This window comes from Pectobacterium betavasculorum (assembly GCF_000749845.1).
GTDB classification, from domain to species: Bacteria; Pseudomonadota; Gammaproteobacteria; order Enterobacterales; family Enterobacteriaceae; genus Pectobacterium; species Pectobacterium betavasculorum.
This window is the reverse complement of the sequence record NZ_JQHM01000001.1, coordinates 1333360-1346533: the sequence shown is the minus strand read 5'-3', so window position 1 is coordinate 1346533 and position 13174 is coordinate 1333360. Positions and strand designations below refer to the sequence as shown.

Here is a 13174-nt window from a genome sequence, read left to right as displayed (position 1 = left end):
AGGCTTCCCTACGGGAACCTCATCCCCGTGTTTCTCCTAAAAATGGGCTTACGTAACCTGGATTAAGCGTAACGGCTGGTTTATTTTTTCCTGAAAAGGACGCTGTATGAAAACGTTGAAAAATTGGGTGTTCCGCCATCAGAGCGCCGATCATGTTGAACTGCTGGTGGACGATAGGCATGTTTTTCGTCTGTACGTACTTGAGCCTATGTTGGCCCGCGTGCTGATTAAACAGAATGGCGAACTGAGTCTGAACCGCACCTGGAGCATCGCGCCGCAGCAGGATGTTCCCTGGGAAGGGCGTAACCGTGAAAGTAACGACGGTTTCAGCCTGCCGGGTTTTTCACTGGAACAATTGGACAACGGGCTGCGCATCAGCACCGCGCGGATGCGCATTACGATTCACCAGCCGCTGTGGCTGGCGTGGGAATATCGGGATGAGCAGGGCGAATGGCAGCCGTTTGCCGCTGACCGACCCACCAGCGCTTATCTGCTGAACCCACACGGTGAGGGCGTTGCGCACTATCAGCGCCGTTTCCCGACCGAGCGTTATTATGGTCTGGGTGAAAAAGCGGGTGATCTTGAACGCACCGGACGCCGATTTGAGTTCCGCAATCTGGATGCGATGGGCTACAACGCGGCGAGCACCGATCCGCTGTATAAGCATGTTCCGTTTACCATTACCCGGCGTGACGATGTCAGCTTTGGCCTGTTCTACGATAACCTGAGCACGACCTGGCTCGATCTTGGCAATGAAATCGATAATTATCATTTGGCGTACCGACGCTATCAGGCGGAGGCGGGCGACCTCGATTATTACCTGTTTATTGGGCCACGCGTGCTGGATGTGACAAAAGCCTTCGTGCGGCTGACGGGGAAAACGCTCTTTGGGCCAAAATGGAGCCTGGGCTACAGCGGTTCCACCATGCATTACACCGATGCGCCCGATGCACAGCAGCAGTTGATGAAATTTATTGCGCTGTGCCGTGAACACCACATTCCGTGTGATTCGTTTCAACTCTCATCGGGCTACACGTCGATTAACAATAAGCGTTATGTGTTTAACTGGAACTACGACAAAGTCCCTCAGCCGGAAGTGATGTCGCAGGCGTTCCACGATGCGGGCCTGAAGCTGGCAGCCAATATCAAACCCTGTTTACTGCAAGATCACCCGAAATATGATGAGGTATCGGCGCAGGGGCTGTTTATCCGCGATTCCGAATCCGATGCGCCGGAGCGTTCCAGTTTTTGGGACGATGAAGGTTCCCATCTTGATTTCACTAACCCAGCAACGGTGGTCTGGTGGCAGGAGAACGTCACCCGGCAATTGCTGGAGAAAGGCATCGACTCGACGTGGAATGATAACAACGAATATGAAGTCTGGGATGGCGAAGCCCGCTGTCACGGATTCGGCCAACCGATGGCGATCAAAAATATTCGTCCGCTGATGCCGCTGTTGATGATGCGCGCCTCGCTGGAGGCACAGCAGCGCTTCGCCCCAACGCTGCGTCCTTATCTGATCTCTCGTTCTGGCTGTGCGGGAATGCAGCGCTATGTGCAGACCTGGAGCGGCGATAACCGCACCAACTGGCAGACGCTGCGCTACAACACGCGGATGGGAGTAGGAATGAGTCTGTCCGGCCTGTTTAATGTCGGGCATGACGTCGGCGGTTTTTCCGGTGACAAGCCGGACGCTGAGCTTTTTGTACGCTGGGTTCAAAACGGCGTGATGCATCCGCGTTTCACTATCCATTCGTGGAATGACGACCACACGGTAAACGAACCGTGGATGTATCCCTTGGTAACGGCGGCAATACGCAGTGCGATTGAACTTCGCTATCGCCTTCTGCCGTATTTTTATACGTTGCTCTGGCAAGCCAGTGCAGACGATGAGCCGATGCTGCGACCGACGTTCCTCGATCACGAACAAGATCGCGCGACGCTAGAGGAAACCGACGATTTCATGCTGGGGCGAGACATTCTGGTCGCCAGCGTGGTTGAACCAGAGCAACGCCTGCGTACGGTCTATCTACCGGCGAATACCTCTGGCTGGTATGATTTTTATTCCGGCCAATGGTTCAGTGGCGGACAGACTATCGTGTTAGATGCGCCGCTGGAACGCCTGCCGCTGATGGTCCGAGCGGGAGCGATGATCCCACTATCGGGGCGAACAGCGTATGTCAGCCAACATGAAGACGAACAGCGCGAATTCCTGCTCTTTCCACCTACCGCTGGCGGCACGGACTCTGGACTGCTGTTTGAAGATGATGGGGAAACGTGGCAATGGCGTGAAGGAAATGCGCTGTGGTTACGTTGGGAAATCCGCGCGGATAGCCAGCGGATTGACGTCACATTTACGTCAGAAGGGCGATATCAGCCAGCCTGGAAGCACGCGACGCTGCGCATGCCAGCAGGCGAGCAGCGCGATTTGTACATTAACGGCGTTCGCTCGGATACCTATCAACACCAATAATCACCGCCATACCTATTGCTTCCTATTGCGCCCCGGATTTATTACCGGGGCGTTTTTTTTGTTATGCAGAATATCAATAATATCCGATTGGTTATCTTCAGGATAAAGAGATGTTAATGAAGTGAATGGAATATTAAATATAAAAAAGAGTTGTGCGAATACCCCTAATAACAGCGGATCTACAAAATAGTTTAAATAGTAAGAAAACATTTTATAACATCAAAAAAAATAGATACTTGGTAAGTAATAAGTTCGCGAATTATCAGCCAGAAGAATTAATGATTAAAAACAAACATGGCGGCTTCTGATTCCTTTGCGAACAGAGTTTTTATTTTAAGTGGAGTATTCACTATGAAGAATAGTCACCATGATTTATTTGCCGCTTTTACTCTCCCCAACGGCGCTACGCTGAAAAATCGGATGCTGATGGCACCCATGACCACCTGTAGCGGGTTTTACGATGGGAGTGTGACAAAGGAGTTGGTGGAATATTATCAGGCCAGAGCAGGCAGTATCGGCACCGTGATTGTGGAGTGCTGTTTTATTGATGACAAAGGGTTGGCCTTTCCCGGCGCAATAGGGATCGACAACGATGACAAAATTGCCGGGCTGACCAAAATTGCGACGGCGATTAAAGAAAAAGGCTCGACGGCAATCCTGCAAATTTATCACGGTGGGCGTATGGTAGAACCGCGTTTTATCGGCGGCGCGACGCCGGTTGCGCCTAGCGCCATTGCCGCGCCGCGTGCGGGCGCCATCGTTCCGGTAGCACTGTCAGGTGATGAAGTCGAAGCTATGATCGAGAAGTTTGGTGCTGCCGTCCATCGAGCCATTCAGGCGGGTTTCGATGGTGTCGAAATTCACGGAGCCAACACCTACCTGATTCAGCAATTTTATTCTCCCCACTCAAATCAACGCTCAGATCAATGGGGTGGCAGCCGTGACAAACGCGCGGCGTTTCCACTTGCCGTTCTGGATATCGCCCACGAGGTTGCCGGTAAATACGCCGATCCGTCATTTATCATCGGCTATCGCTTCTCGCCAGAGGAGATTGAAGAGCCGGGCATTCATTTTGATGATTCGATCTATTTGCTGGAAAAACTGGCGGCGCGCGGGTTGGATTACGTCCACTTCTCGATGGGGAATATCCTGCGTTCATCCATTATCGAGACAAACGATCCGACGCCACTGATTAAAAAATATGTCGCTCGGCGTTCTGCGACATTAGCGGCTATTCCGGTTATTGGCGTAGGGGATATCGTCAATCAAGCCGATGCCGATGCGGCGTTAGAAAATGGTTACGACCTGATTGCCGTTGGCAGAGCCTGTATTGCTTATCCCGATTGGACGGATTGCATTGCCGAACAGAAAAAACTCGATCTTTATATTGCCAGCGATAAACGTGAAGCATTAATGATCCCCGAGCCGCTGTGGCGTTTCTCATTAGTCGAAGCCATGATTCGGGACGTAAATTTAACCGGCAAAAAATTTAAATCAGGGGTTTATCAGGAAAATGTTCAGGACGAATGTGGCGAATTGCACATTACTGTCCATTTTGAGCAGAATCGGGTCGCCGATATTGCGTTAGATAATCGTGATATTGATGATTCACTGAAAATCAGTTTTGGCATTATCCGTGAACGTATTTTGGATACCAATAGCCCACATGTTGACGCCGTAACGGGTGCAACAGCGCAGAGTGAGGCGATCAAAAAAGCCGTCACCAAGGCGATGGTGAAATCGAGCAAAGACGCCATTGTTGCCGATGGCGGTAATCCTGATGCGCGTCGTGAAGCAGACGTCGTGGTGATTGGCAGCGGCGGCGCAGGGCTGGCGGCGGCTATTCAGGCCAGCGAAGAGGGCGCTCGCGTTATCGTCATTGAAAAGATGCCGGTCATCGGCGGCAACACCATCAAGGCCTCTGCGGGTATGAACGCGGCGGGAACCGTCTTCCAGCAAAACAGAGGTATCGAAGATAGCTACGCGCTGTTCTATAACGAAACCCTGAAAAGCGGAAAGCAGAAGAACAACCCAACGCTGGTGCAATATTTCGTCGATCATGCATCTGATGCGATTAACTGGCTGGCGCAGCACGATATTGAGCTGAGCGATATCACGACGACGGGCGGCATGAGCGTGGACAGAACGCATCGGCCTGCCAACGGCGCAGCGGTGGGCGGCTATCTGGTCAGCGGGCTGATTAAAAATCTCAATAAATACAATATTGAGGTACTGCTGGAAACGTCGGTGACGGAGATTGTGCAAGAGAAGGGCAAAGTCACCGCCGTGAAAGTCGTGAATGATGAACAGGAAGAAAGCCTGATTACGACAAAGGCGGTGATTGTTGCCACGGGCGGCTTCAGCGCGAATCAGACGATGGTGGAGTCATACCGTCCAGACCTGAAAGGTTTCGTCACGACCAACCACAAAGGCGCGACGGGCGGCGGGATTCGGCTGTTAGAGCAGATTGGCGCGGATACGGTGGACATGGGGGAAATTCAAACCCATCCGACGGTCGAGCAAACAACTTCTTATCTGATCTCCGAATCTATTCGTGGTGGTGGTGCTATTTTGGTTTCACAACGCGGTGAACGTTTCTTCAACGAGATGGAAACACGCGATAATGTCTCTTCCGCCATCGTCAATCTGCCTGAGGGTTATGCGTACATCCTGTTCGACGAGCAGGTGAGAAGCCGTAATCGGGCGGTCGAAGAATATGTTGCCCAAGGGCTGACCGTTAGCGCGGGCAGTGTGGCAGAACTGGCTGAGAAACTCGACATGCCACAGGCGGCTCTGCAAGCCACGCTCGAACGCTACAACACCTTTATTGCCGATAAACACGATGAAGATTTTGGCCGTTCAACAGGCATGCGCGATCCGTTGAATCAGGCACCTTACTATGCCATTAAGGTCGCTCCGGGCGTGCACCACACGATGGGCGGTGTGACGATTAATGCGAAAGCGGAAGTGCTGAACCGCCACAAAGAGACGATCTCTGGCGCTTATGCCGCCGGGGAAGTGGTGGGGGGGATTCACGGCGCGAACCGCATTGGCGGCAACGCCGTGGCGGATATCATTATCTTCGGCATTCAGGCGGGAATTCAGGCGACGGCCTATGCGAAGTCATCGCGCCATGCTGACGTTTTTCCTACCAAGGCGCGTAAAGCCAAATTTGTGAAAACGACGGCTAAAACGTCTGAAAAACCGTCTGTTATGATGGAAGCATCAGCGATAGAGGAATAGCGCTGATGGCGAGCGTCTGAAAGGGCGCTCGCGATGTTTCGATCGTTTCCTCTGCGCGTTGAAATCCATTCATGAGACCCCTTATGCCTTCTGTCGATGATGCTTACGTCTATTCTGCTCACCTGATGGGTAGCCCCATTCTGCTTAAACTGTTCGTCCATAATGAAACTGCGGTCAGGCAGGTTTTCCAGCGCATTAAGCAGCTTGAAGACGTGCTAACTGTTAATCGGGCGCAGTCGGAAGTGATGAGCATCAACCACGCGGCGGGAAAAGATTATGTTCCGGTCAGCCCGGTTGTTTTTGAATTGATTAAACGCGCCAAAGCCGTGAGCCTGATTGAAAATAGCGGCTTTAACGTGGCGATCGGCCCCGTCGTCAAACTCTGGAAAATCGGCTTTAGCGGCTGCACGGTGCCAGATGAAGAATCGATACATCGTGCGCTGGCGGTCACGCATCCCGAATGCATTCTCCTCAGAGAGCAAGACTGCGCGGTGTTATTAGCAAAGGCAGGAATGGAAATCGATCTGGGCGCGATTGCGAAGGGCTATATTGCCGATATCGTCAGAGATGTCCTGCGTCAACACGCTATTCAGGACGCGCTGATCAATCTGGGCGGTAACGTGCTGGCTATCGGCAGTGCATTGGCGGATGAGCAAGGGCTATGGCGTGTCGGGTTGCAGAAACCGTTTGCGGATCGCGATAGCCTGCTCGGCGTGATTAAGGTAAAGAATAAATCCGTGGTGACATCCGGCGTCTATGAGCGCTTTTTTACCGTGGACGATGATATCTATCATCATATTCTCGATCCCAAAACGGGTTATCCGCTGGATAATGAACTGCACAGCGTGACGATTATTTCGAATGATTCCCTTGACGGTGATATCTACACCACACTGCTTTACGGCATGGGTGTTCGTGCCGGTATCGAGTTTCTACAACATCAACTGGATATAGAAGCCATCTTTGTGACGAAGAATAAAGAGATAGTCTTTTCTTCGCAGCGGCATTATACGTTTGAATTGCTGGATAAGGATTATTCGGTTCATGTTGCGGAAGATGTTGCGTAATCATTAGGCAGAAAAAAATATGCCCCGGCAAAACCAGGGCATAAGGCAAGCATAAAACTCGCTTATTTCAGTTCCAGCTCGTTCATCGCGGCGATGCTGAAGCCGCCGTCAACGTGCAGGACCTCACCGGAGATACCGGCAGCCAGATCGGAACACAGGAACGCAGCAGAGTTGCCCACGTCTTCAATGGTGACGACACGGCGGATTGGCGTAACGGCTTCGCAATGAGACAGCATTTTCTTGAAGTCTTTGATGCCGGATGCAGCCAGTGTACGAATCGGACCCGCAGAAATGGCGTTGACGCGCACGCCCTGAGCACCCATGGCATTTGCCATGTAACGTACGTTCGCTTCCAGAGAGGCTTTTGCCAGACCCATCACGTTGTAGTTAGGGATGGCACGCTCAGCACCCAGATAAGACAGGGTAACCAGCGCAGAGTTCGGGTTCAGCATCTTACGGCAGGCTTTCGCCATCGCGACGAAGCTGTAAGAGCTGATGTCGTGAGAAATGCTGAAGCCTTCACGCGTAACGGCATCAACGTAGTCACCATCCAGTTGGTCGCCCGGTGCGTAAGCAATGGAATGCACGAAGCCATCAAAGTTCGGCCATACGTTAGCCAGTTCGGTAAACAGTGCTTCGATGCTCGCATCTTCGGCGACATCGCACGGTAGAACGATGCTGGAACCTAGCTCGCTGGCAAAGCCTTCAACGCGTGCTTTCAATTTATCGTTCTGATACGTGAATGCCAACTCGGCACCTTCACGTTGCATTGCTTGTGCAATACCGTAGGCAATAGAACGGTTGCTGGCAACGCCTGTTACCAGAATGCGCTTACCGGTAAGAAAACCCATAGCAGTAATCCTTGTGATCATTGTTGCTGCGATCGCCACTTCTGTGCCTGTAAACCTACGCGGCAAGCGGCGACCGAGATGAATAAACCGCGCGATTCTACCATGTTGGGGACGGTAGGGGTACTCCGAGCAGTATCCCCCCTTTTCCACAGTCCTGTGACTGCGGGAATACTGTCATCGTGCGGAGATTAACGTTGTGCGCCGTCGCGTCGCCAGGCATCGGCGCTGAGCGCTTCGCCGAAGTGGCTGGCAATCAAACGTTTCGTCAGGTCATGAAGCGGGGCGGACAACACATCGGCGGTACTGCCGCGTTCGACCACTTCGCCTGCCTGCATCACCAGAATCTGGTCGCTGATGTGCTTCATCATGCCCAGATGCTGCGTTACGTAAATATAAGAGATACCGTGCTTTTCCTGTAACTCCAGCATCAGATTGATAATCTGTGACCGCATAGACATATCCAGTGAAGCCAGCGCCTCATCGGCCACAATCACTTTCGGTTGCAGAATGAGCGCACGTGCCAGACCAACGCGCTGTTTTTGCCCCGGTGCAAGCGCGTGCGGATAGTAATAAGCGTGATCGGAGCGTAATCCAACCTGCTGTAGCGCCTGATTAATCGCCCTTTCGCGCGCTTCGGCGCTAAGGTCGGTATTCAGCCGCAGCGGAACATCCAATAGCTGCCCGATACGCTGACGCGGATTGAGTGCATTGCTCGCATCCTGAAAGATCATGCGGATGCGCTGGCTGCGATAGCCATAATCGCCGTAATGCAGCGGATGATCGTCGATAACCAGCTCGCCGGACGTTGGGGCGATCATGCCTGACAGCATTTTTGCCAGCGTCGATTTCCCCGAACCGTTTTCACCAATGATGGCGAGCGTCTGGCGTTCGCGTAGCGTAAAGCTGACGGATTTCACCGCCTCAACGTGCTGGCGACGAAACAGCCCGGTCCGATAGCGGAACGTCTTGGTCAGGTTGCGGGCTTCAAGCAGCATCTCAACCATCACGGTTCCTCCATGTTGAGCGGGAAGTGGCAGGCATATAAGTGGTTCTTAACGGAAAGCAGCGGCGGCGTTTGCATACACTGCTTTTGTGAATAAGGGCAGCGCGGGCCGAGTCGACAGCCAATTGGCAGATGCTCCAATGAGGGAATCGCGCCGTTCAGGGTGTTTAACCGACTTTTGTGCGGCAGCGAACGACCGAAATCGGGCATCGCACGAATCAGCGCCTGCGTATAAGGGTGATGCGGCGCGGTGATCAAATCTTCACAGGTGGCGCTCTCCACTGTTTGCCCGCAATAAAGCACGTTGATCCGGTCTGCCCATTTGCTCATGGTTTGCAGATCGTGGCTGATGAGCAGGATCGTGGTGTTATTGTTTTGGTTCAGGCGCGATAGCAGGCGGAAAATTTGTGCCTGCGTGGTGGATTCCATCGCGTTGGTCGGTTCATCGGCAATCAGCAGACGCGGCTGGTTTGCCAGCGCGATGGCAATCATCACCTTCTGACACTCGCCGTCGCTCAGTTCATAGGGATAGCTGCCCATGATGTCTTTGTGATCTTTAATCCCGACGCGGTGCAGCAGTTCGATAGCGCGGCGCTTGCGCCAGTTAAATCGCTGCCACCAGCGGCCTTTATACGTCCAGCCGGGAATGGCCTGCACCAATTGCCGACCGATACTCTCGGACGGATCGAGACAGGATTGCGGCTCCTGAAAAATCATGGAGACGTTATGACCGACCAACTTACGTCGCTCACGCGCCGACAGTTGCAGTAGGTCGATATCATCGAAGCGGAAGCGATCGGCGGTGACGCGCCAGTTCTCTTTGGTAATTCCACAGATGGCTTTGGCGATCAGACTTTTGCCTGAGCCAGATTCACCCACCAGCCCGCGGATTTCCCCTTCGCTTAGCGTCATACTGACGCGATCGACGGCTTTTACGGCACCGTCTGTGGTCAGAAATTCAATCGTCAGGTTACGGATATCAAGTAATGGCATAGGGAGTCGTCGCCTCTTATTCCGTTTCCGCGACGAGCGCGCGGCGGATGCCGTCGCCCAGCAGATTGACGATTAACACGCTCAGCGTGATAGCGGCACCGGGCAACATGACGGTCCAGGGCGCGGCATAAACCAGCTCCAGTGAGTTACCGAGCAGGGCGCCCCATTCGGTGGTCGGTAGCTGTGCGCCTAAATCGAGGAAGCCCAGCGCGGCGATATCCAAAATGGCGATCGACAGCGCACGAGTAAATTCTGAAACCAGCAGCGCGGCAATGTTTGGTAAAACAACGTACCAGATCAGATAAAAGGTTGAGGCACCGTCAAGACGGGCGGCGATCACGTATTCTTTGTCCATTTCATCGTGTACGGCGTTGTAGATGGTGCGCACCATTCGTGGCAACAGTGCCAGCCAGACCGCGAGCATCGCGTGTTCGAGTTTCGGGCCGATAAAGGCAATCACCACAATCGCCAGCAACAGCGACGGAATCGACAGCAGCGTATCCAGGATATGGTTGAGCATCGCCGAACGCAGCCCGCGCGTAACGCCAGCAAAGACGCCTAGTACGATACCGCACAGTGCCGCCGCATAGGTGACGATGAGTGATGCGCCGACGGTTGGCGCGGCACCGCTCAACAGGCGACTTAGCTGGTCGCGCCCTAAATCGTCGGTGCCGAGAAAGAACGACACTTCGCCGTAGTGCGACCAGGAAGGAGGCAGCAGTTGGTAGCCCAAAAATTGCTGATCCACTTCATAAGGTGCAAGAAATTTGCCGAACAGGCACAGGCCGATCAGGATCAGAAAACCGTACAGCCCGATCATCGCCAGCATATCCTGATGGAATGCACGCCAGGTGTCACCCAGTCGGCTAGGCAGCCGCTTTTCGCTATAGACGTTATCGTAGGGCATACCATTCCTTATGTTTCAACGGATTTGCCATAGCGCCCCAAATATCAGACAGAATGTTGACCGTGATGACCATCGCGCCAACCACCATCACGCCCGCAGAAATCGCGGCGAAATCCTGCTGACGAATGGCGTTCACCAGCCAGCGACCGATACCCGGCCAGTTAAAGACCACTTCGGTAATCATCGTCAGCGTCAGCATCGTGGAAAATTGTAACCCTAGCTTGGGGATAATCGGCGGCAGCGCGTTGTGAATCAGGTGGCGACGAATGATTGTAAAACGTGATAGTCCACGAGTTGCTGCTGCTTTAATGTAGTTTTTGCTGATAATTTCCGTGGTGCTGACGCGCATTAGGCGGATCACCTCGGTGGTCGGGCCGACGGCCAGCACGGTAATTGGCAAAATCAGGTGGCGGATGGCGCTGGCGATCATTTCACCACGATGCGGTGAATCGGACAGCCAGGCGTCTATCAGCGCAAAGCCAGTCACGGTTTTCACCTGATAAAGCAGATCGAAACGGCCTGAAACCGGCAACCAGCCGAGATGCAGCGAGAAGAACAGCGTTAGCAGCAGTGCCAACCAGAACACCGGAAGGGAAAAGCCGATCAGAGCCAGCGTGCTGATCACGATGTCCGCACCGCGATTCTGCATCACGCCCGCGGTAATCCCCAGCGGAATACCAACCAGTAGCGAAAGCGCAAACGCCAGCAGACAAAGCTCGATCGTGGCAGGGAACACTTCTTTCAGCAGTTCGCTGATGGCCTGCCCGTTAATACTGGAACGACCGAAATCCCCTTGCAGCAGGCTAGTGAGGTAGAAGTGGTAGGCATCAAACAGCGCTGCGCCATTGAGTGGAGCGTTGGGTGTGTAGTAACTGAGGCTGAAACCAACCAGCGTCAAGAGTGACAATGTCACGAATAGTAACACCAGACGTCGCAAGGTAAAAATAATCACGGCTGTGCTTCCTCCACGGTTTCTGGTGCAGAGGGTTTCTGCTGCGCCTGTTGATCCTCGCGGAATACTCCTGCGAACGAGGCATTGCCGAACGGACTCAATACTAGCCCTTTCATGTCATAGCGGTAGGCGAGCAGTCGTAATGACGACGCGAGCGGTAGAACGGGTAACTGTTCTGCCAGAATGCGCTGTGCCTGTTGATAATAGTCAATCCGCTTAGAAAGCTGCTGTGACGAGAGCGCATTTTGCAGCACTTCGTCAAAAGTGGGGTCGCACCAGTGCGCGTAGTTACTCTGGGAGCGAATGGCCGCGCAGCTTAACAACGGCCGGAAAAAGCTGTCCGGGTCGTTACTGTCCGTTGCCCAACCTGCCAGCGTTAAATCGTGGCTGAGTTCCATCAGCCGTGCTTCCTGAAAACGGCCTTCTACCGGTACGATGGTCACGGTGACACCAATTTGCGCCAGATCGGCCTGTATCAATTCAGCCGTTTTCAACGGGCTGGGGTTGTAGGATTGCGAGGCGCTGGGCACCCACAGGCGCAGATTCAGGTTCGTGAGCCCCAGTTCCTGCAAGATTTGTCGCGCTTTCTGCGGATTGTATTCCGTTATCTGTGATTCATTGTCGTACGCCCACGAGGCGCGGGGCAGAATAGAGGCGGCGGTTTCTGCCGTGCCGTAATAGATTGACTGCATCAGCCTGTCGTTATTGATTGCCAGCGCGATAGCTTCCCGCACGCGGCGGTCATCCAACGGTGCTTTTCTTACGTTGAAGGCCAAATAGGCGACATTCATGCCAGGACGTAGCGAGAGACGCAGACGCGGGTCGTTACGCAGGATAGTTAACTGGCTGGCGGCCGGATAGGCGAGAACATCACATTCACCGGTTAACAGCTTGGATAAACGGCCCGTACCGCCGGAGCCGAGATCGATAACAACCTGCGGCATACGCGGCAAACCGCGCCAATAATCAGCGTTGCGCGTCAGCCGGATATATTGCCCGTTGCGATACTCATTGAGCAGATAAGGGCCAGTGCCTACCGGTTCGCGATCCAACTGCTCTTTTTTATCTTCTTTCGCCAGGCGTTGTGCGTATTCCGCGGACAGAATCGGCGCGTAGTGCGTGGCCAGATGCCAGAGGAAAGAGGCGTCCGGGCTGTTGAGCCGAATCTCAATACTGTACTCGCCCAGCTTGCGGATGCTTTGCACCGAATCGGCGAATTGCAGGCTGTCGAAATAGGGGTATTCGCCGCCGTTGACATCATGGTACGGGTGCTTTTCGTCCAGCATGCGCTGGAAGCTGAATATCACGTCGTCGGCGTTCATATTCCGCGTGGGGCTGAACCACTCGGTACGTTGAAACGGCACATCGCGGCGCAGGTAGAAACGGTATGTCGAACCGTTGTCCAAGACTTCCCAGCGCTGAGCCAGTTCTGGCATCAGACGATAGGTATAAGGATCGACATCCAGCAGGCGATCGTAAAGCTGTGCCGCCAGTGTATCAATGGTGACACCGCTGCGCGCCATCTGCGGGTTAAACGTGTTCAGGACATCATTGACGCAATAGACGAAACCGCTCTCGCGAATATTTTCCAGCGGAGCAGGCGGCGTTAGCACGGGCTGTGGTGCGGCCAGTGCAGGCAAAGCCAGCCAGGTGAGTGCCAGTGCGAAACAGGTTTTTCCGAACAT

General features: G+C 53.6%; 9 protein-coding genes. 3 read left to right on the top strand and 6 right to left on the bottom strand.

What is annotated here, in order from left to right:
- The first annotated feature begins 106 nt into the window (after window positions 1-106).
- The 3 genes from KP22_RS06060 to KP22_RS06050 all read left to right on the top strand — a co-directional run bounded on the left by KP22_RS06060 (window position 107) and on the right by KP22_RS06050 (window position 6783).
- A complete protein-coding gene (locus tag KP22_RS06060) occupies window positions 107-2473 on the top strand; it encodes a glycoside hydrolase family 31 protein (protein ID WP_039323071.1) in 2367 nt (788 codons plus the stop codon).
- Between the two features lie 351 nt (window positions 2474-2824).
- Window positions 2825-5716 (top strand): flavocytochrome c, encoded by a 2892-nt coding sequence (locus KP22_RS06055; protein WP_039323068.1) that lies wholly within the window; start codon window positions 2825-2827, stop codon window positions 5714-5716.
- 83 nt (window positions 5717-5799) lie between these two features.
- On the top strand, window positions 5800-6783 hold the full coding sequence (locus KP22_RS06050; protein WP_039323064.1) for an FAD:protein FMN transferase: 984 nt from the start codon (window positions 5800-5802) through the stop codon (window positions 6781-6783).
- A gap of 62 nt (window positions 6784-6845) precedes the next feature.
- Here the strand turns inward: KP22_RS06050 and fabI are convergent, their stop codons facing one another.
- The 6 genes from fabI to sapA form a co-directional block, all read right to left on the bottom strand.
- A complete protein-coding gene (fabI, locus tag KP22_RS06045; RefSeq protein WP_010276729.1) occupies window positions 6846-7634 on the bottom strand; it encodes an enoyl-ACP reductase FabI in 789 nt (262 codons plus the stop codon).
- 188 nt (window positions 7635-7822) lie between these two features.
- On the bottom strand, window positions 7823-8638 hold the full coding sequence (sapF, locus tag KP22_RS06040; protein WP_039299318.1) for a putrescine export ABC transporter ATP-binding protein SapF: 816 nt from the start codon (window positions 8636-8638) through the stop codon (window positions 7823-7825).
- On the bottom strand, window positions 8638-9630 hold the full coding sequence (gene sapD, locus KP22_RS06035; RefSeq protein WP_039299321.1) for a putrescine export ABC transporter ATP-binding protein SapD: 993 nt from the start codon (window positions 9628-9630) through the stop codon (window positions 8638-8640). The genes sapF and sapD overlap by 1 nt, the downstream gene beginning before the upstream one ends.
- Window positions 9631-9646: 16 nt before the next feature.
- Complete coding sequence (sapC, locus tag KP22_RS06030) at window positions 9647-10537, bottom strand: putrescine export ABC transporter permease SapC (protein ID WP_039299324.1); 891 nt, start codon at window positions 10535-10537, stop codon at window positions 9647-9649.
- Window positions 10524-11489 (bottom strand): putrescine export ABC transporter permease SapB, encoded by a 966-nt coding sequence (gene sapB / locus KP22_RS06025; protein ID WP_039323061.1) that lies wholly within the window; start codon window positions 11487-11489, stop codon window positions 10524-10526. The genes sapC and sapB overlap by 14 nt, the downstream gene beginning before the upstream one ends.
- Window positions 11486-13174 (bottom strand): ABC transporter substrate-binding protein SapA, encoded by a 1689-nt coding sequence (sapA, locus tag KP22_RS06020; protein ID WP_039323059.1) that lies wholly within the window; start codon window positions 13172-13174, stop codon window positions 11486-11488. Before sapA ends, sapB begins: the two co-directional genes overlap by 4 nt.